Genomic DNA, 20,855 nt, shown 5'->3' on the forward strand with positions numbered 1-20,855 from the left:
GAATTCCGGGTTCGTTCAGGCGTGCACGCCGCCGAACCGCTTCTCGATGTAGTTTTCGACGATGGTCTGGAACTCGCGTGCGATTTCCGGGCCGCGCAGCGTGACGGCCTTCTGGCCGTCGATGAACACGGGCGCGGCCGGCGCCTCGCCGGTGCCGGGCAGGCTGATGCCGATGTCGGCGTGCTTGCTCTCGCCCGGGCCGTTGACGATGCAGCCCATGACCGCCACCTTCATGCCCTCGACACCGGGGTAGCGCTCGCGCCAGACGGGCATGGACGCGCGCAGGTAGTCGTCGATCTGCTTGGCCAGTTCCTGGAAGGTGGTGCTGGTGGTGCGGCCGCAGCCGGGGCAGGCGGTGACGCTGGGCACGAAGCTGCGCAGCCCCAGGGCCTGCAGGATCTCCAGGCCCACCAGCACCTCCTGCGTGCGCGCTTCGCCGGGCTGCGGCGTGAGCGAGATGCGGATGGTGTCGCCGATGCCTTGCTGCAGCAGCACCGACAGCGCGGCTGTAGAAGCGACCGCGCCCTTGGTGCCCATGCCGGCTTCGGTGAGACCGAGGTGCAGGGGGTAGTCGCAACGCTGCGCGAGCGCCTGGTAGACGGCGATGAGGTCCTGCACCGCGCTCACCTTGCACGACAGCACGATGTTCTCGCCCGGCAGGCCGATCTCCTCGGCCTTCTTCGCCGAGTCGATGGCGGAGGTGATCAGCGCCTCGTACATCACCTGCTTCGCGTCCCAGGGTTGGGCGCGCGCGTGGTTCTCATCCATCAGGCGCGCGAGCAGGTCCTGGTCGAGGCTGCCCCAGTTGACGCCGATGCGGATGTGCTTGCCGTGGCGCGCGGCGATCTCCACCATCTGAGCAAACTGCCGGTCGCCCTTCTCCCCGCGGCCCACGTTGCCGGGGTTGATGCGGTACTTGGCCAAGGCCTCGGCGCAGGCCGGGTAGTCGGTCAGCAGGCGGTGGCCGTTGTAGTGGAAGTCGCCGATCAGCGGCACCACGATGCCCATGCGGTCCAACTGCTCGCGAATGTGCGGCACGGCCCTGGCGGCCTCGTCGTTGTTGACGGTGATGCGCACGAGTTCGGAGCCGGCCTGGGCCAGTTCCTTCACCTGGATGGCGGTGGCGATGGCGTCGGCGGTGTCGGTGTTGGTCATCGACTGCACGCGAACCGGCGCGTCGCCGCCGATGCTCACGCCGTGGTCGCCCCAGCGCACCACGCCTTGGCGCGTGCGGCGCGGCGCGGCCTGAGGCAGGGGAATGGGGGCATGCGACATGACGGAACTCATCTGGCCTCGAAGCGGGCCACGTCGTTGCGCGCGATCGCCTTGGCGTCGAAGGCGCGGCCGCGCACATTGACCTTCACGACGCTGGCCTTGCCCAGGACCACCGCGTAGGGCGGCGCGGCGGAAAACTCGACACGCTCACCCGGCTGCAGAAGGCGCTGAAGCACCACGTTGCCAGTGCCGTTCGTGACCTCGGCCCAGGACTCTTCGCTGGCTTCGATCTGCAGCACCGTCGCGCTGGCGGCCGGGGCCGCCGCGGGCGTCTGGGGCGCGGCCGCAGCCCCGACGGTGGGAGACGCCGGTGCCTCGGTGGGCGCGGCGCCCTCTTCGGCCGGCGCGGTGGTTTCCCCCTCCGCCGGTGCGCCGGGGGTCGCGGCGGGGGCGGTGTCCGCGGGCTGGAAGATCGGCAGGCCGGGTGCTGCAGCCGGCGCGGCCGGCGCGGCTTCCCGGGCGGTGTTCTGCGTGGCCTCGTCGGCCGTACCCGCGGGCTCCATGTCGGGGAGGAACATCACGACCAGGGCCGCCAGCAGCAAGGCAATGGTGCCCAGCAGCGCGGGTTTCGACAGCCAGGTCAGGGGACTGGCCGCCGGCGCCTCGCTCGCGGGCTTGAAGGGCGCGTTGATCGCGCTCTCACTGCCGCGCAGCGCGGGCGTGGGGTTCTGCGGAATCTGCTCCAGCACCGGCGCCGGGTCGATCTTGAGCTGGCGGCAGGCACTGGAGGCCAGGGCGCGCGCGAACGTGAGGTCGGGCAACTCGTCGTACTCGCCCGCTTCGAGGGCCTCGAGCTTGCGCACTGGCACCTTCAGCGCCGCCGCCAGGGCGGCGATGTGCAGGCCCGCGGCCTCGCGCGCCTGGCGCAACAACACCGGACGGCTCACCGCCGCCGGCGATTCGAGGGTCTGATCCTCGAACTCACTCATTGAATGCCCCTCGCTGATAGGCCGCCCACTGGGTGGACTGCGGGAAACGCCGCCCCAGTTGCTGGGCCAGCTGCGCGGCGGCCACGTCGTTGTTCAACTGGCGCTCCACCTTGATGCCCAGCCACAGGGTCTCGGCGTTGGCCAGTTCGGAGTTGTTGACGCGGCGGATGATGAATTGCGCGCCCTGGTGGTCGCCCCGGCGGTGCTTGAGGCTGGCCAGGTTGTAGGCGGCGATCGGGTTGCTGGCGTCGAACTCGTAGGCACGCGACAGCGTGGCTTCCGCATCCTGCAGCTTGCCGGCGCGGATCTGGCACACGCCCTGCACGAGCCAGGTGCGCGAGCGACCGCCGTAGGTGGGGTTGGCCAGGGCCTGGTTGAACATGTCGTCGGCCGGCGCGTAGCGGCCCTGCTCGCACAGGAACAGGCCATAGGCGTGCTGCGCCTGCGCGTCGCGCGAATTGATCTGCAGCGCGCGGCGGAAACTCTCTTCGGCCAGTGCCGCGTCATTCAGGCGCATGTAGACCAGGCCGCGCAGGATGTAGGCCGGGCCGTAGTTCGGGTCGGCCGCCAGCGAGAGCTTGATCTCGTCCAGCGCGACGGTGGTCTGGCCTTGCTCGTAGTAGCTGGCGGCGAGTTCGTAGCGGATGCGCGCGCGGCGCACCGCCGGCGGCTCGTCCGACGCGGTGATGGGCTCCACGCCCGGCGTGGGCGATGCGGACACACGCGGGCCCTGCGACGCGCAACCGGCCAGCCACACCAACGCCAGGGCCATGGCCAAGAGCCACAGCGCCTTCGGGTTTCGGGTGGGGATCGGACGGTTCGCTGCGTGGGTCATGCCTGCCTTTCCTTCGTCGGGGTCATCAAACGGATGGGGTGCACGGATTCGCGGCGCCGCGCCATGCGGCGCGCGGCATCCGTGCGGTCGAGCACGTCGCCAGCCAACTGGCCGCAGGCGGCGTCGATGTCGTCGCCGCGCGTCTTGCGGATGGTCGTGACGATGCCGCCCTCGTTGAGCAGCTGGCCGAAGCGCTGCACCACCGCGCGCGGCGAGCAGCGCAGGCCGGAATCGGGAAAGGGGTTGAAGGGAATGAGGTTGAGCTTGGCGGGCACGCCGCGCCCGCCGTGCTCGCGCAGCAGCTTGAGCAGTGCCTGCGCGTGCTCGGGCTGGTCGTTCACGCCATCGAGCATGCAGTACTCGAAGGTGATGAAGTCGCGCGGCGCGGCCGGCAGGTAGCGCAGGCAGGCGTCGAGCAGCTCGGCGATGGGGTACTTGCGGTTCAAGGGCACGAGCTCGTCGCGCAGCGGATCGGTGGGCGCGTGCAGCGACACGGCCAGCGCCACCGGACAGTCCTGCGCGAGGCGGTCCATCATGGGCACCACGCCCGAGGTGGAGACGGTCACGCGCCGGCGCGACAGGCCGTAGGCGTGGTCGTCGAGCATGACCTTCAGCGCGGGCACCAGCGCGTGGTAATTCTGCAGCGGCTCACCCATGCCCATCATGACCACGTTGGTGATCACGCGTTCCCCGGGGCGCTTGAGAAACACGCGCAGGAAGAACTCGGCGTACCAGAGCTGCGCCAGGATCTCGCCGGTGGTCAGGTTGCGGGAGAAGCCCTGGTGCCCGGTGGAGCAGAAGCGGCAGCCCACGGCGCAGCCCGCCTGCGAGGACACGCAGAGCGTGCCGCGGTCGTCTTCGGGGATGAACACGGTCTCGACGGCGTTGCCGTCACCGACGTCGAACAGCCACTTGATGGTGCCGTCGGCCGAGTCCTGGCGCGACAACACCTTCAGGCCTTCGATGCGCGCCACGCCGGGCAGCTTCTCGCGCAGGCTGCGCGCGAGATCGGTCATCTGGGAGAAGTCGGATGCACCGCGCTGGTGGATCCAGCGAAAGAGCTGAACGGCGCGGAAGCGCTTTTCGCCCAGCCCTTCGCAGAAGGCGGCCAGCCCCTCGAGATCGAAGTCGAGCAGGTTGACCGTCATGACATGATCAACGCGAGTAGACGTTCATGCCGGGGAAGAAGAAAGCCACTTCCACGGCGGCCGTCTCGGGCGCGTCGGAGCCGTGCACCGCGTTGGCGTCGATGCTGTCGGCGAAGTCGGCGCGGATGGTGCCGGCGGCGGCCTTCTTGGGGTCGGTGGCGCCCATCAGGTCGCGGTTCTTGAGGATGGCGCCTTCGCCTTCGAGCACCTGGATCATCACCGGGCCGCTGATCATGAAGTCGACCAGGTCCTTGAAGAAGGGGCGCGCACTGTGCACGGCGTAGAACTGCTCGGCCTCGCGGCGCGAGAGGTGGGCCATGCGGGCGGCCACGACCTTCAGGCCGGCGGCCTCGAAACGGGCGTAGATCTGGCCGATCACGTTCTTGGCGACGGCGTCGGGTTTGATGATCGAGAGGGTGCGTTCGATGGCCATGGGTTTCCTGAAGTTTTGAGAGCGATCGGGGCAGCGGACCCGTGGTCCGCAAAGCCCGCCATTCTACATGGCGGAAGTGTCAGCCCCTGGGGCGACGACCCTGAGGACGCGGGGGTTTGGCGGGGCCTTTGCCCCCCTCGCGGCGCTGGCGCTGCACGGCGTCATGACCGATGTAGCCCTGGCTGGTTTTCATTGGATCGGGCTGTCCGCCAGAGGCTCGTCCGCGCATGGGCGAGACATCGTCCCGGCGACGCGGCACTGACGCCTTGGGCGGGGGCGATTTGGGGCCCGGCCCGTGGCGGCGGCGCGCCGTGGCCGGGGCCGCGGCGTCCTCCCGAGGCGCGCGTGCGCGGGGCGTGCGCACGCCCGCCGCCTGCGCCAGGCGTTGCACGTCGCGCTCGCCGAGCTCGATCCAGGCCCCGCGCGGCAGGCCGCGCGGCAGCACCACCGCACCGTAGCGGATGCGGATGAGCCGGCTCACGGCGTGGCCCACGGCCTCGAACAGGCGGCGCACCTCGCGGTTGCGGCCTTCGCCAATGGTCACGCGGTACCAGCAATTGGCGCCCTCGCCGCCCCCGTCCTCGATGGACTGGAACTGCGCCGGGCCGTCCTCCAGTTGCACGCCGTCGAGCAGGCGCTGGCGCTCCTCGTTGGAGATGGCGCCCAGCACGCGCACCGCGTACTCGCGCTGCAGGCCGAAGCTGGGGTGCATGAGGCGGTTGGCCAGCTCACCGGCGTTGGTGAAGAGCAGCAGGCCTTCGGTGTTGAGGTCGAGCCGGCCCACCGACTGCCATTTGCCCTGGTGCAGGCGCGGCAGGCGGCGGAACACGGTGGGCCGGTTCTGCGGGTCGTCGTGCGTGACGACCTCGCCCGCGGGCTTGTGGTACGCCAGCACGCGCGGCGCGGGCGGCTCCAGGCGCAGACGCAGCGGCTTGCCGTCCAGGCGGATCTGGTCGCCGTGCTGGATGCGCTGACCCACGTGCGCGGGCTCGCCGTTGACCGACAGGCGGCCCTGCACGATGAGCTGCTCCATCTCGACGCGCGAGCCCAGGCCGGCCTGGGCCAGCACCTTGTGCAGCTTGGGCGATTCGGCTTCGGGCGCGAGCACGCGCCTGGCCGGCTCGGCGACCGCCTCCGGCGCTTGCGACTGGGCCTCGTCGAAGGCGCCGCTGACGACTTCGTCGAAGCTCAGGGCGTCGGCGCCGGGCGCGCGCCGGGCCCGCGGCGGGCTGGGCCTGTCGGTGCGCGTCTTGTCGGTGCGCGTCTTGTCGGTGCGGGGCCGATCAGGCCGGGGTTTGCGTGGGATGGCCGGGCTCATCGGTGTCGTCCTCAGGGGCGGGTTCGTCGGTGGCGGGCGCGCCAGCGCCCTCCTCGGTCGGCACCGGCAACTGCGCCGCCGCCAGGCTCTCGAAATCGAGCGAGCCCAGCGACGATTCCTGCACCTCGCTGGCCTCCAGCGGGGGCAACTGGTCGAGCGAGCTCAGGCCGAGGTCGTCCAGGAACTGCCGCGTAGTGGCAAACAGCGCCGGGCGGCCCACCGTTTCGCGGTGGCCGATCACCTCGACCCAGCCGCGGTCCTCGAGCTGCTTGAGGATCATCGAGTTGATGGTGACGCCACGGATGTCTTCCATGTCGCCGCGCGTCACGGGCTGGCGGTAGGCGATGATGGCCAGCGTCTCCAGCGTGGCGCGTGAGTAGCGCGGCGGCTTCTCGGGGTGCAGGCGGTCGAGGTAGTGGCGCATCTCGGGCCGGCTCTGAAAGCGCCAGCCGGTGGCCACGGACACCAGCTCCACACCACGGCCGGTCCATTCGAGCTGGAGCTCGGCCAGCAGGGACTTGAGGGTGTCGGCCGCAAGTTCGCCGTCGAACAGCACCGAGAGTTCGCGCACCGTCATGGGCTGCGCGGCGCAGATCAGGGCCGTCTCAAGGACACGCTTGGCATCCGTGGTGTTCATGGTGGTCTTGGTCGCTCGGCGCCGGGGCCGCGAAAAATGGGCTCTGGGTGGGCGCTGGCCCGGGGGGAAAGCACCTGGCCGCAGGTCGCGGCACAGGCCGCGGGGAAGGCTCGCCTGCGCGGACGGATCAGTCGATCAGCCCCTGGCCGGCAGGGGGCGGATTGTACCGGAGCCCCCCGGCCGCCAAGGCCGAGGCCAGGTCCGCGGGCGGGTCGCGCCAGAAGGCCAGCGGCGCGCCGGAAACGGGGTGTGACAGACGCAGGGAAACCGCGTGCAGCGCCTGGCGCTGCAGGCCCCACAGCGGGCGCCCCCCGTAGAGCGCGTCGCCCACCAGGGGGTGCCCCAGCCAGGCCATGTGCACGCGGATCTGGTGTGTGCGGCCGGTGTGCAGCTTGCACGCCACCAGCATGGCTTCTGCGGTGGCGTCGAGGGACAGGAAATCGCTGTGGGCGGGCTTGCCCAAGCCCTCTGCCACCACCGCCATGCGCAGGCGGTTGCGCGTGTCGCGGCCGATGGGTTCGTGCACGCTGCGCAGGCCTGGCTGGCGCCAGGCGCCGTGCGCGATGGCCAGGTACTGGCGCCCCACCTCGCGCGCCGCGATGGCCTTGACCAGCGCCTGCATGGCCTGGCGCGACTTGGCCACCAGCATCAGCCCCGAGGTGTCCTTGTCGAGCCGGTGCACGATGCCCGCTCGCGGCAGCGCGGCGGCGCCTTCGTGGTGCGCCAGCAGGCCGTTGAGCAGGGTCCCGCCCCAGTGCCCGGCGGCCGGATGCACCACCAGGCCGGCGGGCTTGTCGATCACCAGCAGGTGCTCGTCCTCGAACACCACGTCCAGCGCCATGGGCTCGGCCACGAAGGCGCGGGCCTGCGGCGTGGGGCGCAGCGTGAGCTGCACGGCGTCGCCCACCGACACCTTCGTCGAGGCCTTGGTGCAGGGCTTGTCGCGCCAGAGCACCTCCCCCTCGGCCAGCAGTTGCTGCAGGTAGGAACGCGAGAACTCGGGCACCAGCGTGGCGAGCGCGCGGTCCAGCCGCCAGCCGTGCAACTCCGCGGGCACCTCGTGGCGGCGCTGCTCGGCCTGTTCGTCCCAGGTCTCGCCCTCTGGCGACACCCCCCCGGCCGATATACTGTCCGCTTCGTTCAATGAGTCCTGTTCCAGCGCCATGCCCTTGAAGTTGAGCCGCGGATTATCGGCCCCGTCCCTGGCCGCCATCGCCCTGGCGGTGCTCCTGCAGGCCTGCAGCACGACGCCGGTCGACGAGACCATCGGCTGGAGCCCGAACCGCCTGTACACCGAGGCCGTGGATGAGCGGGACGCCGGCAACTTCGAACGCGCCGTCACGTTGTTCGAAAAGCTCGAAGGCCGGGCCGCCGGCACGCCGCTGGCGCAACAGGCCCAGCTCGACAAGGCCTACACCCAGTACCGTGGCGACCAGCCCGCGCAGGCCCTGGCCACGCTGGACCGCTTCATGCGCCTGCACCCGGCCAGCCCCGCGCTCGACTACGCGCTGTACCTCAAGGGTCTGGTCAACTTCAACGACAACCTCGGCCTCTTCGGCGCGCTCGCGCGGCAAGACCTGTCCGAGCGCGATCAGAAGGCGGCCAAGGAGTCCTTCGAGGCCTTCCGCGAGCTCAGCACGCGCTTCCCCGAGTCGCGCTACACCCCCGACGCGGTGGCGCGCATGCGCTACGTGGTGAACTCGCTCGCGCAGTACGAAGTGCACGTGGCGCGGTACTACTACACCCGCGGCGCCTATGTGGCCGCCATCAACCGCGCCCAGTCCGCCCTGACTGACTATGTCGATGCGCCCGCGCTCGAAGAGGCCCTGTTCCTCATCATCCGCTCGTACGACGCCCTGGGCATGCCCCAGCTGCGCGACGACGCCGAGCGCGTGATGCGCGCGAGTTACCCGGACAGCGAGTACCTCACCAGCGGCGTCAAGAAGAAGTCGGGCGATCCGTGGTGGAAGGTCTGGTGAGCGCACCCAGCTCATCGAGCCAGGCCTGAACCTCTCCCTCGCTGTCCAGCCAGCGGCAGGCAGGCAGCGAAGCCAACAGGGCAGCGCCGTAAGCGCGCCGGCGCAGGCGCACGTCACCGATCACGATCAGTCCCCGATCGCCCGCGCGGCGGATCAGGCGCCCGGCGCCTTGCCGCAGTGCCATGGCGGCATCGGCCAGTTGCACCGAGGTGAACGGATCGGCCCCGATCGCGCGGGCGCGCTCAAGGCGCCGCTGCAGCCAGGGGTCGTCGGGCGGGGCGAAGGGCAGCTTGTCGATCACCAGCAGTTGCAGGGCCTCACCCGGCACGTCGATGCCTTGCCACAAGGCGCCGCTGGCCACCACGACCGTGGGCGCGCCGGGGCCTGCACCCCGCAGGGCCTGCAGCGCCGCGTGCGTGGGCTTGTCGCCCACCAGCAGCACCCGCCAGCCTGGCCGGCCCCGCGCCTGCAGGGCCTGCGCCAGGCGCTGCGCCGCGCGGCGCGTGGTCGCCAGCACCAGGCAGCGCCCGCCCAATCGCTCGATCCACGGCACGATCCGTTCGGCCAAGGCCTGCGAGTGCGTGGCCTCGGCGGGCTCGGGGAGGTCATCGGGCACGTACAGCGCGGCGGCGCCGGGGTCTTCGTCGGGCGAGCGCAGGCGCAGCGTGCGCGGTCGCCAGGCGGGGTCGACAGCCAAGGCTTCCCGGTGCCACTGCAGGGCCTCATCCTGCCCCAGCGTGGCCGAGGCGTGCACCACGCTGCGGGCCCCCAGTGGCGCGCCCGTGGCCAGCGCGTGCGCAGCCTGCACATCGCTCGCCGCCGCAGGGCGCAGGCAGGCCCAGTCTTCATGTGATTGCCAGTCCAGCCAGACCGCCGACGGCTCGCCGGTGCTCAAGAGCGTGTGCAACACCGCTGCCGCCCCCCGGGTTCGCTCCAACAGCCGCCCCAGGCGCGGATCGGCGTCCGCACTGGCTCGCAGCGCGGCCTGCGCGGCAGCGACCGCCGTGGCCAGGCGCCACGGCGCCTGGCGATCGTTCAACGGCCAAGCCTGGCGGCCTTCGCGCGGCACCGCGGCCCCCAGGGCCTGGGCCAGGCCGCGCGTGGCCGCCTGCCCATCGTGCGCCAGCAGCCGCCAGGCCTGCAGGCCGCGCAGCGGCCCGTCGGCCAGGGCGGCAAGGTCCGCCCACAGACGCTGCAGTCGGGCGTGCTCGATCACCTCGGCGTCAAGCCGCGCGCGCAGGCCGTGCAGGGCGTGCGCCTCGTCGAACACCACCACGTCCACCTCGGGCAGCAGACGGGGCCACCCGCGCGTCTGCCTCTGCAGTTCAGCCAGCCACACGTGGTGGTTGATCACCACCACGTCGGCCGCCTGCGCCGCGCGGCGCGCGCGCTCCACGTGGCAGTCGGCCCAGCGGGCGCAGGCCTGGCGTGTGCAGTTCTCGCTGGTGGACGTGACGCGGCCGTGCAGGCCGGCGATCGCGTCCACGCCGGCCACCTGGTCCAGATCGCCGTCGCCGCCGCGCTCGGCCCAGAGCAGCAGCTCGCGCAGCCAGGCGTGTTCGGCCGGCGCGCCCATGCGCGGGCCCCCGTCCACCGCGGCCTGCAGGCGGGCCAGGCACACGTAGCGCCCCCGACCCTTGAGCACCGCCACCCGCACCGCCAGACCCGTCGCACTGGCCAGGCGCGGCAAATCGCGCTCGGCCAGCTGGCGCTGCAGCACGTGGGTGCTGGTGGAGACGACTGCGCGGCGGCCCGACAGCAGCCAGGGCAAGAGGTAAGCCACGGTCTTGCCGCTGCCGGGCGGCGCCTCCACCAGCAGCGCGCCTCCCTCTTCCACGGTCTGGGCCACGGCCTGCGCCATCGCGGCCTGGGCGTCGCGGACGCGCCACTCGGGCCAGGCGCGGGCCAGCGCGCCGTCGCCCGCGAGCGCCTGCGCCACGCGGGCGACGAGCCCGCTCATGCGCCGGCCACCCGGGGATAAATGGATACCATTGCGTCCACCGCGCCCCCGCCGCTCCAACCGTTCGAATCCATATGAGCAAAGGCTATCGCATCCTGGCATCGACCGGCATCCACAAGGGTGACCGCGACTACCAGCAGGACCAGGTCGAGCTGATGCAGCACGTGCGCATCCCCAACTGCCTGTTGGCCGTGCTGGCCGACGGCATGGGCGGGCGAAGCGGCGGACGCAAGGCGTCCGACCAGGTGATGCTCACGGCGCGCCAGCTCTTCAACCGCTTCGACCCCGAGACCGACGACCCGCGCGCCCTGCTCAAGCAGATCGTCAACGAGTCGCACATGGTCATCAAGCTGACCGCGGTGTCGGCCGAGCAGGAGCCGCACAGCACCGTCGCGGCCTTCCTGCTGCTGCCCAACGGCGAAAGCCACTGGGTGCACGCGGGCGATTCACGCGTCTACCACTTCCGCCAGGGCAAGCTGCTTCACCGCACCACCGACCACTCCTACGTGCAGACCCTGGTGAACCAGGGCGAGCTCACCGAACAGGAAGCCCTGGACCACCCGCACGCCAACATCCTGATGGGCTGTCTGGGCACCGAGAACGACCCGCCGATCGACCTGCACGCCGTCCCCAAGCTCAACGCCGGCGACGCGCTCATGGCCTGCAGCGACGGCATCTGGCATTACTTCTCGCCCGAAGAACTGGCCAGCACCATCGCCATGCTCTCGCCGCGCGAGGCCTGCGAGTTCCTGATCCAGAAGGCGCGCACGCGGGCGCGGGGCACCGGGGACAACCTCTCGCTGGTGGTGGTGAAGCTTGATCCGCTGATCTGAGCGCCGGGCTCAGGTCAGCGCCGTGTCCACCACGCGGTGCGGCAGCGCCAGGTACTCCTGCGACTGCATTTCCGTCAACCGCGACACCGTGCGCGGAAACTCGTGCGACAGCGGGCCTTCGAGGTACAGCTCCTCCGGCGGCACCGCAGCCGACATCACCAGCTTGCAGCAGCGGTCGTAGAGCACGTCCACCAGCCAGGTGAAGCGCCGCGCCTCCGAGGCCATGCGCACCGACATCTGCGGCACGTTGGACAGCAGGACCGTGTGGAACTCGCTCGCGATCTCCAGGTAGTCGTTTTGCGAGCGCGGCCCGCCGCACAGCGTGCGGAAGTCGAACCAGATCACGCCACCCGCGCGCCGCACCGCCTGGATCTGGCGCGACTCGATGCCCATCACCGGGTTCAGATCACCCGCTTCCGCGAGCTGGTTGAAGGTGGCCTCCATCGCGGCCTCGGCCTCCGGCCCCAGCGGCGTGTGGTACAGCGCGATGTGCGTCAGCGTGCGCTGGCGGTAGTCGGTGCCGTTGTCCACGTTCACCACCTCCAGCCGCTCCTTCAGCAAGCCGATCGCGGGCAGGATGCGGTCGCGGTGCAGGCCGTCGGGGTAGAGCTGATCGGGATGGAAGTTGGAGGTGGTGACGAAGCCCACGCCGTTGCGGAACAGCGAGTCCAGCAGGCGGTGCAGGATCATCGCGTCCGTCACGTCGGCCACGTGGAACTCGTCGAAGCAGATCAGCTTGTAGCGCTTGGCGATGCGCTCGCCCAGCACGTCCAGCGGGTTCTGCGTGCCCTGCAGGTCGCGCAGTTCGCGGTGCACCTCACGCATGAACTCGTGGAAGTGCAGGCGCGTCTTGCGCTTGAGCGGCACGGCCTGGAAGAAGCACTCCATGAGGAAGCTCTTGCCGCGCCCCACCCCGCCGAACATGTAGACACCGCGCGGGATGTCGGGCCGGTTGATGAGCTTCTTCAGTGCGTTGGAGCGCTTGCTCTTGTAGTGCGCCCACTCGTTCGCGCAGCGCTCCAGCGCGTCCACGGCCCGCAGTTGGGCCGGGTCGGGCGTGTAGCCGCGCTCCTTGAGCGCGGCCTCGTAGGCACTGCGAACGCTCAAGGCGGTGTCAGAAGTTCAGCGTGCGCTTGTCGACGGCCAGCGCGGCTTCCTTCGTCGCCTCGGACAGCGAAGGGTGCGCGTGGCAGATGCGCGCGATGTCCTCGGCGCTGGCCTTGAACTCCATCGCCACCACGGCCTCCGAGATCAGCTCGCTGGCCATGGGCCCCACGATGTGCACGCCCAGGATCTCGTCCGTCGCGGCGTCGGCCAGGAACTTGACCATGCCGGTCGTGTCACCCAGCGCGCGCGCGCGGCCGTTGGCCATGAAGGGGAAGGTGCCGGCCTTGTAGGCGGCACCGCGGGCCTTCAGCTGCTGTTCGGTCTCACCCACCCAGGCGATCTCGGGGCTGGTGTAGATCACCCAGGGGATGGTGTTGAAGTTCACGTGACCGTGCTGGCCCGCGATGCGCTCGGCCACCGCCACGCCCTCTTCCTCGGCCTTGTGCGCGAGCATGGGGCCGCGCACCACGTCGCCGATGGCCCAGACGCCCGGCAGGTTGGTGCGGCAGTCGCCGTCCACCACGATGGCCCCGCGCTCGTCGAGCTGCAGGCCCACGCCCTCGGCGTTGAGGCCGATGGTGTTGGGCACGCGGCCGATGGAGACGATGAGCTTGTCCACCTCCAGCGTCTGCGCTTCGCCCTTGGCGTTGGCGTAGGCGATGGACACGCCCTTCTTCGAGGCCTTGACCTCGCCGACCTTGACGCCCAGTTCGATCTTCAGGCCCTGCTTGTCGAAGGCCTTCTTCGCTTCCTTGGCGATCTGCTCGTCCACGGCACCCAGGAAGGTGGGCAGGGCTTCGAGCACCGTCACCTCGGCACCCAGGCGGCGCCAGACCGAGCCCATCTCCAGGCCGATCACGCCCGAGCCGATCAGGCCCAGCTTCTTCGGCACGGCGCCGACGCGCAAGGCACCGTCGTTGGAGAGGATGTTTTCCTCGTCAAAGGGGACGCCAGGCAGCGCACGCGCGTTGGAGCCGGTGGCCACGATGACCTGCTTGCCGGTGAGCGTCTCGTCGCCCGCCTTGACCTCATAGCCGCCTTCGGCCGCTTTCACGAATGCGCCGCGGCCGTGGAAGAAGGTGACCTTGTTCTTCTTGAAGAGGAACTCGATGCCCTTGTTGTTCTGCTCGACCACCTGGTCCTTGCGCTTGAGCATCTGGCCCACGTCGAGGCTCAGGCCCTTGACCTCGATGCCGTGCTCGGCGAAGTGCTTGCCCGCGTGCTCGTAGTGCTCGGACGACTGCAGCAGCGCCTTGGACGGGATGCAGCCCACGTTGGTGCAGGTGCCGCCCAAGGCGGGCCCGCCTTTGGCGTTCTTCCACTCGTCGATGCAGGCAACCTTGAAGCCGAGTTGCGCGGCGCGGATGGCGGCGATGTACCCACCGGGGCCGCCGCCGATGACGATGACGTCGAATTGCTGGCTCATCGTGTGGTCCTCAGATGTCGAACAGCAGGCGCGCGGGGTCTTCCAGCGCTTCCTTCATGGCGACCAGGCCCAGCACGGCCTCGCGGCCGTCGATGATGCGGTGGTCGTACGACATGGCGAGGTAGTTGATCGGGCGGATCACGATCTGGCCGTTCTCCACCACGGCGCGGTCCTTGGTGGCGTGCACGCCCAGGATGGCCGACTGCGGCGGGTTGATGATCGGCGTGGACAGCATGGAGCCGAACACACCGCCGTTGCTGATGGAGAAGGTGCCGCCCGACATCTCTTCGATGCCCAGCTTGCCGTCCTTGGCCTTCTGGCCGTACTCGGCGATCTTCTTCTCGACGTCGGCGAAGCTCATCTGGTCGGCGTTGCGCAGGATGGGCACCACCAGGCCGCGCGGCGAGCCCACGGCAATGCCGATGTCGAAGTAGCCGTGGTAGACGATGTCATTGCCGTCGACCGAGGCGTTGAGCACCGGGTACTTCTTGAGCGCATGCACCGCGGCCTTGACGAAGAAGCTCATGAAGCCCAGCTTGACGCCGTGCTCCTTCTCGAACTTCTCCTGAAACTTCTTGCGCATCTCCATCACCGGGGCCATGTTGACCTCGTTGAAGGTGGTGAGGATGGCGTTGGTGGACTGCGACTGCAGCAGGCGCTCGGCGATGCGGGCGCGCAGGCGCGTCATGGGCACGCGCTCTTCGGGGCGATCGCCCAGGTTCGGGCCGGCCACCTGGACCTGCGGCAGGGCCTTGGTGGGGGCGCCCGTGGGAATGGCCACGGGCGCGGCCACCTTGGGCGCGGCCACGGCGGCGAGCACGTCGCCCTTGGTCACGCGGCCGTCCTTGCCGGTGCCGGCCACGGAACCCGCGGCCAGGCTGTTGTCCGCCATCAGCTTGGCGGCGGCGGGCATGGCCACACCGGCCTTGCTGGTGGACGCGGCCGCAGCAGCGGCAGCGGCAGGCGCCGGGGCCGGCGTGGGCGCGGCGGCGGGAGCGGGCGCCGCCGCGGCGGCACCGGCCACAGCGGCCGTGTCGATGCGCGCGATCACCTGGTCGGCGACCACGGTGGCGCCGTCGGCCTGCAGGATTTCGGTGATCACGCCACCCGCGGGGGCCGGGGTTTCCAGCACGACCTTGTCGGTCTCGATCTCGATCAGGATCTCGTCGGCGGACACCGCCTCACCGACCTTCTTTTTCCACTGCAGCAGCGTGGCCTCGGCCACCGATTCGGACAACTGCGGGACTTTGACTTCAACGATTGCCATGTTCTGTTCCGTGCGTTCGTTCTAGGGGAGAGCGTCGGGCGCGTGGTGGCGCGAGCGCGAGGCCGCGCGCCCGACAGACTGTCTTTACTTGGTGAGGATGAAGCCCTTGAGCTTGCCGAAAGCGGCGTCGATCAGTTGCTTCTGCTGCTCCTGGTGCAGGTGGGCGTAACCCACCGCCGGCGAGGCCGAGGCCGCGCGGCCGGCGTAGCCCAGCTTCTGGCCGTCGAGCATGTTCTCGTGGATGTAGTGCTGCACGAAGAACCAGGCGCCCTGGTTCTGCGGCTCGTCCTGGCACCACACGATGTCGACCGCGTTGGGGTAGCGCTTGAGCTCTGTGCTGAAGGCCTTGTGCGGGAAGGGGTAGAGCTGCTCGACGCGGATGATCGCCACGTCCTCGCTGCCCTTTTCCTCGCGCTTCTTGACCAGGTCGTAGTACACCTTGCCCGAGCAGGCGATCACGCGCTTGACCTTGGCGGCGTTCTTCACCACCTCGGCGTTCTGCTCGGGAATCACCGTCTGGAAGCCGCCCTTGGTGAACTCGGACAGCGGCGAGGTGGCGTCCTTGTTGCGCAGCAGGCTCTTGGGCGTGAACAGCACCAGCGGCTTGCGGAAGGGGCGCACCATCTGGCGGCGCAGCACGTGGAAGATCTGGCTGGCGGTGGTGGGCTGCACCACCTGCATGTTGGTGTCGGCCGCCAATTGCATGAAGCGCTCCAGGCGGGCCGAGCTGTGCTCGGGCCCCTGCCCTTCGTAGCCGTGCGGCAGCATCATGGTGATGCCATTGACGCGGCCCCACTTCACTTCGCCGGAGGCGATGAACTGGTCGATCACCACCTGCGCGCCGTTGACGAAATCACCGAACTGCGCTTCCCAGATCACCAGGGTGTTCGGGTCGTTCGAGGCGTAACCGTATTCGAAGCCCAGCACCGCCTCCTCCGACAGGATGGAGTCGATGACCACGAACGGGGCCTGGTTCTCGGCCACGTTCTGCAGCGGAATGTAGGTGCCCTCGTCGTACTTCTCGCGGTTCTGGTCGTGGATGACCGCGTGGCGGTGCGTGAAGGTGCCGCGGCCACAGTCCTCGCCCGACAGGCGCACGGGGAAGCCGCTGGCCACCAGCGAGGCGAAGGCCATGTGCTCGCCCATGCCCCAGTCCACCGGGATGTCGCCACGGGCCATGGCCGCGCGATCGGCGTAGACCTTCTTCACCAGCTGGTGCGGCGTCACGGTGTCGGGGATGGTGGTGATGCGCTCGGCCAGGCGGTTCCACTCGGTCAGCGGGATCGCGGTGTCGGCGCTGTCGGTCCACTTCTTGCCCAGGTAGGGGCTCCAGTCGACGGCGAACTTGCTCTTGAAGTTGGTGAGCACCGGGTCCACCGTGTGGCGGCCCTCGTCGAGCGCGGCACGGTAGGTCTTGACCATGTCATCGCCCAGCGTGTCGCCCAGACCCTGGGCCGCGAGGCGGTCGGCGTAGAGCTTGCGCGTGCCGGGGTGGGCCGCGATCTTCTTGTACATCAGCGGCTGGGTGAGCGAGGGCGTGTCCTGCTCGTTGTGGCCCAGCTTGCGGAAGCACACGATGTCGACCACCACGTCCTTCTGGAAGGTCATGCGGAAGTCGAGCGCGAGCTGGGTGGCGAACACCACGGCCTCGGGGTCGTCGCCGTTCACGTGCAGCACGGGCGATTCGATCATCTTCACGATGTCCGAGCAGTACAGCGTGGAGCGGCTGTCGCGCGGGTCGGAGGTGGTGAAGCCGATCTGGTTGTTGATGACCAGATGCACCGTGCCGCCGGTGGAGTAGCCACGCGTTTCGGCCAGTGCCAGGGTTTCCATCACCACGCCCTGGCCGGCAAAGGCGGCGTCGCCGTGCACCAGCACGGGCAGCACCTGCTTGCCCAGCGGGTCGCCACGGCGGTCCATGCGGGCGCGCACCGAGCCCTCGACCACCGGGTTCACGATCTCCAGGTGCGAGGGGTTGAAGGCGAGCGAGAGGTGCACCGGGCCACCGGCCGTGGACACGTCGGAGCTGAAGCCCTGGTGGTACTTCACGTCGCCGGCGGGCAGGTCTTCGGGCGCGGTGTGGTCGAACTCGGCGAACAGGTCCTTGGGCATCTTGCCCAGGATGTTGACCAGCACGTTCAGGCGGCCGCGGTGGGCCATGCCGATGACGATTTCCTGGATGCCGGCCTTGCCGGCCTGCTGCACCAGTTCGTCCATCGAGGCGATGAAGCTCTCACCGCCCTCGAGCGAGAAGCGCTTCTGACCGACGTACTTGGTGTGCAGGAAACGCTCGAGGCCTTCGGCGGCGGTCAGGCGATCCAGGATGTGCTTCTTCTTCTCGGCGTTGTAGCTCGGGCGCGAGCGCGTCGTCTCGAGCTTTTCCTGCCACCAGCGCTTCTGGTTCTGGTCGGTGATGTAGTTGTACTCGGCGCCCACGGAGCCGCAGTAGGTTTCACGCAGCGCGTTGAGCAGGTCGCGCAGCGACATGGTCTCGCGGCCGAAGAAGGTGTTGCTGGTGTTGAACACCGTCTCGTAATCGGCGTCGGTGAAACCGTAGAACGAGGGCTCGAGTTCGGGGATGTGGGGGCGCTCGGCGCGCTTGAGCGGATCCAGGTCGGCCCAGCGGGCGCCGACGTTGCGGTAAGCGGCAATGAGCTGCTGCACCGCCACGCGCTTGCGGCCCAGGTCGGAATCGGCACCGGAGGCGACGACCACCGTGGTCCCGCCCTGCTTCGCGCGCTCGGCGAAGGCGTTGATGACCGGCAGGTGCGGAACGTCCTTGGCGTTGCTGCCATCGACGGCGGGAACGTGCTGCAAGGCGTCGAAGTATTCCCGCCAGTTGTCGGGCACGCTCGTGGGGTTGGCGAGGTAGTTCTCGTACATCTCTTCCACGTACGGCGCGTTGCCGCCGAAGAGATACGAGTTGCCCTGGTAGGCAACGTAGATGTTGCCCGCGTTCGATGGGGTATCGCTCATGGATCCGCTGACCTCCGTCTTCCTCGGGAAGACATTAGCTGGTTAAGACAACCTTCCGCGACACGGCTGGACCGGTTGGCGGATGCGACAGTGCTTGGAAGGACCTGACTGCGGACGGCATTGTGCCACCGCCCCGAGCCAAGGGGGGCGATGATGGGCCAATGCCCACGTCGATACTGTGACGGGTGGTGAAAAACGGGCCCGTTCAGGGCACCGCGCGCGGCGACAGCCGCTCGGACGCCGGCACCGAGGCCGGCTCGTCCATCTCGATCGCGATCTGGGTGCACACGGTGCGGCACAGCATCACGGCCTTTTCGCTCTGCACCCGGTAGAACACCTGCGTACCATCCTTGCGCTTGGCCAGCACGCCCGAGCGGTAGAGCAGATTCAGGTGCTGCGAGAGGTTGGGCTGGGTCGTGTCGATCTCGCGCAACAACTGGGAAACCGACTTCTCCTGGTCGCACAGGGCGCTGAGGATGCGCAGCCGCATGGGGGTGGAGAGCACGCCGAAGAGTTCGGCGGCGAGCTCGAAGACCCGCCCTTTCTCGACCTGGGCATCACTGGCGATCATGTCGGCCATGGCATACGCGCTTGGTTGGAAATATAAGCATGCATGATATCGCCCGGCCCGGCGCGCGCGCCCCTGGCCTGGGGGTAACTCCTTGTCACGCCAGGAGATCCCGGATCTGCTGCAACGCACCAGGGTCGTCCATGGTGGTCAGGTCGCCCGGGTCGCGTCCCTCGCACACCGCCTGGATGGCGCGGCGCAGCAGCTTGCCGCTGCGGGTCTTGGGCAGCAACGAGACGAAACGCACACGCGCCGGCCGCGCCACGGCGCCGAGCTGCGCGTCCACCTGCTTCATGATGTCGCCTTCCAGCCTGAGCTGGGCGTTCGTATCGCCCAGCGCCGAGGCGTCCTTGGCCACCACGAAGGCCATGGCCACCTGGCCCTTGAGCGAATCGGCCACGCCCACCACCGCCACCTCGGCCACGTTGGGGTGGCTGGCGATGCTCTCCTCGATCTCGCGCGTGCCCAGGCGGTGGCCGGCCACGTTGATCACGTCGTCCGTGCGGCCCAGGATGTAGTAGTAGCCGTCGGCGTCGCGGATGCCCCAGTCGAAGGTGGAATAGACCATCTTGCCCGGGATGCTCTTCCAGTAGGTGTTGACGAAGCGCGCGTCGTCGCGCCACACGGTCTGCATGAAGCCGGGCGGCGTGGGGCCTTCGATCACCACCACGCCCTTTTCATCGGCGCCGGTCAGTTCCTCGCCGGTGGATTCGTGCAGCAGCTTCACGCGGTAGCCGTACATGGGCACGCCCGGGCTGCCGAACTTGCTGGGCTGGCGCTGCACGCCGTTGGCAACGGTCAGGATCGGCCAGCCCGACTCGGTCTGCCAGTAGTTGTCGATGATGGGCACGCCCAGGCCGTCGGCGATCCAGCGCGCCGTGGGCTCGTCCAGCGGCTCGCCCGCCAGGAAGAGCGCCTTCAGGCTGGAGAGGTCGTACTGCTTCAGGTAGGCCGGGTCCTGCTTCTTGAGGACGCGCACCGCCGTGGGCGCGCTGAACATCACCGTGACCTTGTATTTCTCGACCAGCTTCCACCAGATGCCGCCGTCGGGGCGAATCGGCAGGCCCTCGTACATGATGGTCGCCATGCCCGCGATCAGCGGCCCGTAGACGATGTAACTGTGGCCCACCACCCAGCCGATGTCGCTGGTGGAGAAGTAGGTCTCGCCCGGCTCGCCCATGAAGATGTGCTTGATGCTGGCCGCCAGCGCCACTGCGTAGCCGCCCACGTCGCGCTGCACGCCCTTGGGTTTGCCGGTGGTGCCGCTGGTGTAGATGGTGTAGCTGATGTCGGTCGACTCCAGCCAGGCGCAGGGCACCTGGGCGTTCAGGTGCTGTTCGCGCAGGGCGGCGTAGTCGTGGTCGCGGCCTGCCACCCTTTCCATGGGCGCCATGCCACGGTCCACCAGCAGCACCGCGGCGGGCTTGTGCTTCGCCAGGGCGATGGCTTCGTCGAGCAACGGCTTGTAGGCCACCACCTTGCCGCCGCGCGAGCCGGCGTCGGCGCTGACGATGGCCACGGGCGTGGCGTCGTCGATGCGGCTGGCCAGCGAATGGCTGGCGAAGCCACCGAACACCACCGAATGGATGGCACCGATGCGCGCGCAAGCCAGCATGGCGAAGGCGGCCTCGGGGATCATGGGCATGTAGATGAGCACGCGGTCGCCGCGCTGAACCCCCTGGGCGAGCAGGATGGCCGCCATGCGCTGCACCTCGGCGTGCAGTTCCTCGAAGCTGTAGATGCGTTCGACGTCGGTCTCGGTGGACACGAAGATCAGCGCGTTCTGCTTGGCGCGGTCCTTCAGGTGCCGATCCACCGCGTTGTGGCAGAGGTTGGTCTGTCCGCCCTCGAACCAGTGCACGAACGGCGGCTTGTCGTCGTTGCACACCCGGGTGAAGGGCCGGTGCCAGTCGATCAGGCGGGCCTGCTCGGTCCAGAACCCCTCGGGGTCGTCGATCGAGCGGCGGTGGAAGTCGGCGTAGGACATGCGTGTCTCCTCGGGTGGCCCACCGGTTGGCGGCTCGTTCTGAATTCTTAATTATGGGGAGACGGCTTGCGTGGGGCTGACGGGGCTTACCCGGGCCTGGGCACTCGCGCGCCTGAAGGTTTGGCACAAGGGGCGGCCCGCCGGAGGAACGCTGAGTGCCTTGCCACCCTTTCAGCA

At 69.2% G+C, this 20,855-nt stretch carries 17 protein-coding genes; 2 read left to right on the plus strand and 15 right to left on the minus strand.

Annotated elements, in window-relative coordinates; translation table 11 throughout:
* Positions 1 to 15: 15 nt before the first annotated feature.
* From ispG to GTO19_RS20035, 8 genes are all read right to left on the minus strand, one after another.
* Positions 16 to 1,275 (minus strand): flavodoxin-dependent (E)-4-hydroxy-3-methylbut-2-enyl-diphosphate synthase, encoded by a 1,260-nt coding sequence (ispG, locus tag GTO19_RS20000; RefSeq protein WP_291024113.1) that lies wholly within the window; start codon positions 1,273 to 1,275, stop codon positions 16 to 18.
* A gap of 8 nt (positions 1,276 to 1,283) precedes the next feature.
* Positions 1,284 to 2,204 carry a helix-turn-helix domain-containing protein gene (locus GTO19_RS20005; RefSeq protein WP_291024116.1) on the minus strand — a complete coding sequence of 307 codons (921 nt, stop codon included), beginning with the start codon at positions 2,202 to 2,204 and terminating at the stop codon, positions 1,284 to 1,286.
* Positions 2,197 to 3,039, minus strand: a complete 843-nt coding sequence (gene pilW, locus GTO19_RS20010; RefSeq protein ID WP_291024118.1) for a type IV pilus biogenesis/stability protein PilW — start codon at positions 3,037 to 3,039, stop codon at positions 2,197 to 2,199. The genes GTO19_RS20005 and pilW overlap by 8 nt, the downstream gene beginning before the upstream one ends.
* The gene (rlmN, locus tag GTO19_RS20015) at positions 3,036 to 4,187 is read right to left on the minus strand and encodes a 23S rRNA (adenine(2503)-C(2))-methyltransferase RlmN (protein ID WP_291024120.1); all 1,152 of its coding nucleotides are present in this window, start codon (positions 4,185 to 4,187) and stop codon (positions 3,036 to 3,038) included. The genes pilW and rlmN overlap by 4 nt, the downstream gene beginning before the upstream one ends.
* A gap of 7 nt (positions 4,188 to 4,194) precedes the next feature.
* Positions 4,195 to 4,620 carry a nucleoside-diphosphate kinase gene (gene ndk / locus GTO19_RS20020; RefSeq protein WP_291024122.1) on the minus strand — a complete coding sequence of 142 codons (426 nt, stop codon included), beginning with the start codon at positions 4,618 to 4,620 and terminating at the stop codon, positions 4,195 to 4,197.
* Positions 4,621 to 4,699: 79 nt separating this feature from the next.
* On the minus strand, positions 4,700 to 5,938 hold the full coding sequence (gene rluB / locus GTO19_RS20025; protein WP_291024125.1) for a 23S rRNA pseudouridine(2605) synthase RluB: 1,239 nt from the start codon (positions 5,936 to 5,938) through the stop codon (positions 4,700 to 4,702).
* On the minus strand, positions 5,904 to 6,575 hold the full coding sequence (gene scpB / locus GTO19_RS20030) for an SMC-Scp complex subunit ScpB (RefSeq protein WP_291024128.1): 672 nt from the start codon (positions 6,573 to 6,575) through the stop codon (positions 5,904 to 5,906). The genes rluB and scpB overlap by 35 nt, the downstream gene beginning before the upstream one ends.
* A gap of 127 nt (positions 6,576 to 6,702) precedes the next feature.
* Positions 6,703 to 7,740, minus strand: coding sequence for an RluA family pseudouridine synthase (locus tag GTO19_RS20035; protein ID WP_291024131.1), 1,038 nt, complete (start codon positions 7,738 to 7,740; stop codon positions 6,703 to 6,705).
* Here GTO19_RS20035 and GTO19_RS20040 point away from each other — a divergent pair.
* A complete protein-coding gene (locus GTO19_RS20040; protein ID WP_291024135.1) occupies positions 7,739 to 8,554 on the plus strand; it encodes an outer membrane protein assembly factor BamD in 816 nt (271 codons plus the stop codon). The genes GTO19_RS20035 and GTO19_RS20040 overlap by 2 nt on opposite strands.
* Here GTO19_RS20040 and GTO19_RS20045 read toward each other — a convergent pair.
* On the minus strand, positions 8,514 to 10,514 hold the full coding sequence (locus tag GTO19_RS20045) for an ATP-dependent DNA helicase (protein WP_291024138.1): 2,001 nt from the start codon (positions 10,512 to 10,514) through the stop codon (positions 8,514 to 8,516). The genes GTO19_RS20040 and GTO19_RS20045 overlap by 41 nt on opposite strands.
* A gap of 74 nt (positions 10,515 to 10,588) precedes the next feature.
* Between GTO19_RS20045 and GTO19_RS20050 the strand changes: the two genes are divergently transcribed.
* Complete coding sequence (locus tag GTO19_RS20050; protein ID WP_291024141.1) at positions 10,589 to 11,347, plus strand: protein phosphatase 2C domain-containing protein; 759 nt, start codon at positions 10,589 to 10,591, stop codon at positions 11,345 to 11,347.
* A gap of 9 nt (positions 11,348 to 11,356) precedes the next feature.
* Here GTO19_RS20050 and zapE read toward each other — a convergent pair whose 3' ends face one another.
* The 6 genes from zapE to GTO19_RS20080 form a co-directional block, all read right to left on the minus strand.
* Positions 11,357 to 12,454 carry a cell division protein ZapE gene (gene zapE, locus GTO19_RS20055; RefSeq protein WP_291024144.1) on the minus strand — a complete coding sequence of 366 codons (1,098 nt, stop codon included), beginning with the start codon at positions 12,452 to 12,454 and terminating at the stop codon, positions 11,357 to 11,359.
* A gap of 7 nt (positions 12,455 to 12,461) precedes the next feature.
* Complete coding sequence (gene lpdA, locus GTO19_RS20060) at positions 12,462 to 13,880, minus strand: dihydrolipoyl dehydrogenase (protein ID WP_291024147.1); 1,419 nt, start codon at positions 13,878 to 13,880, stop codon at positions 12,462 to 12,464.
* Positions 13,881 to 13,890: 10 nt separating this feature from the next.
* Positions 13,891 to 15,147, minus strand: coding sequence for a 2-oxoglutarate dehydrogenase complex dihydrolipoyllysine-residue succinyltransferase (gene odhB / locus GTO19_RS20065; RefSeq protein ID WP_291024150.1), 1,257 nt, complete (start codon positions 15,145 to 15,147; stop codon positions 13,891 to 13,893).
* Positions 15,148 to 15,231: 84 nt separating this feature from the next.
* Positions 15,232 to 18,123, minus strand: coding sequence for a 2-oxoglutarate dehydrogenase E1 component (locus GTO19_RS20070; protein WP_291024152.1), 2,892 nt, complete (start codon positions 18,121 to 18,123; stop codon positions 15,232 to 15,234).
* Between the two features lie 205 nt (positions 18,124 to 18,328).
* Positions 18,329 to 18,703, minus strand: coding sequence for a helix-turn-helix transcriptional regulator (locus GTO19_RS20075; RefSeq protein WP_009517604.1), 375 nt, complete (start codon positions 18,701 to 18,703; stop codon positions 18,329 to 18,331).
* An 85-nt stretch (positions 18,704 to 18,788) separates the two neighbouring features.
* Positions 18,789 to 20,678, minus strand: a complete 1,890-nt coding sequence (locus GTO19_RS20080; RefSeq protein WP_291024154.1) for a propionate--CoA ligase — start codon at positions 20,676 to 20,678, stop codon at positions 18,789 to 18,791.
* Positions 20,679 to 20,855 lie beyond the last annotated feature (177 nt).

It is taken from the genome of Hydrogenophaga sp. (assembly GCF_011772445.1).
Lineage (GTDB): Bacteria > Pseudomonadota > Gammaproteobacteria > Burkholderiales > Burkholderiaceae_C > Hydrogenophaga.

Coding starts and splice junctions, on each gene's coding strand:
- ispG (WP_291024113.1), bottom strand. CDS start 1,275: ATGTCGCATGCCCCCATTCCCCTGCCTCAGGCCGCGCCGCGCCGCACG.
- GTO19_RS20005 (WP_291024116.1), bottom strand. CDS start 2,204: ATGAGTGAGTTCGAGGATCAGACCCTCGAATCGCCGGCGGCGGTGAGC.
- pilW (WP_291024118.1), bottom strand. CDS start 3,039: ATGACCCACGCAGCGAACCGTCCGATCCCCACCCGAAACCCGAAGGCG.
- rlmN (WP_291024120.1), bottom strand. CDS start 4,187: ATGACGGTCAACCTGCTCGACTTCGATCTCGAGGGGCTGGCCGCCTTC.
- ndk (WP_291024122.1), bottom strand. CDS start 4,620: ATGGCCATCGAACGCACCCTCTCGATCATCAAACCCGACGCCGTCGCC.
- rluB (WP_291024125.1), bottom strand. CDS start 5,938: ATGAGCCCGGCCATCCCACGCAAACCCCGGCCTGATCGGCCCCGCACC.
- scpB (WP_291024128.1), bottom strand. CDS start 6,575: ATGAACACCACGGATGCCAAGCGTGTCCTTGAGACGGCCCTGATCTGC.
- GTO19_RS20040 (WP_291024135.1), top strand. CDS start 7,739: ATGCCCTTGAAGTTGAGCCGCGGATTATCGGCCCCGTCCCTGGCCGCC.
- GTO19_RS20035 (WP_291024131.1), bottom strand. CDS start 7,740: ATGGCGCTGGAACAGGACTCATTGAACGAAGCGGACAGTATATCGGCC.
- GTO19_RS20045 (WP_291024138.1), bottom strand. CDS start 10,514: ATGAGCGGGCTCGTCGCCCGCGTGGCGCAGGCGCTCGCGGGCGACGGC.
- GTO19_RS20050 (WP_291024141.1), top strand. CDS start 10,589: ATGAGCAAAGGCTATCGCATCCTGGCATCGACCGGCATCCACAAGGGT.
- lpdA (WP_291024147.1), bottom strand. CDS start 13,880: ATGAGCCAGCAATTCGACGTCATCGTCATCGGCGGCGGCCCCGGTGGG.
- odhB (WP_291024150.1), bottom strand. CDS start 15,147: ATGGCAATCGTTGAAGTCAAAGTCCCGCAGTTGTCCGAATCGGTGGCC.
- GTO19_RS20070 (WP_291024152.1), bottom strand. CDS start 18,123: ATGAGCGATACCCCATCGAACGCGGGCAACATCTACGTTGCCTACCAG.
- GTO19_RS20075 (WP_009517604.1), bottom strand. CDS start 18,703: ATGGCCGACATGATCGCCAGTGATGCCCAGGTCGAGAAAGGGCGGGTC.
- GTO19_RS20080 (WP_291024154.1), bottom strand. CDS start 20,678: ATGTCCTACGCCGACTTCCACCGCCGCTCGATCGACGACCCCGAGGGG.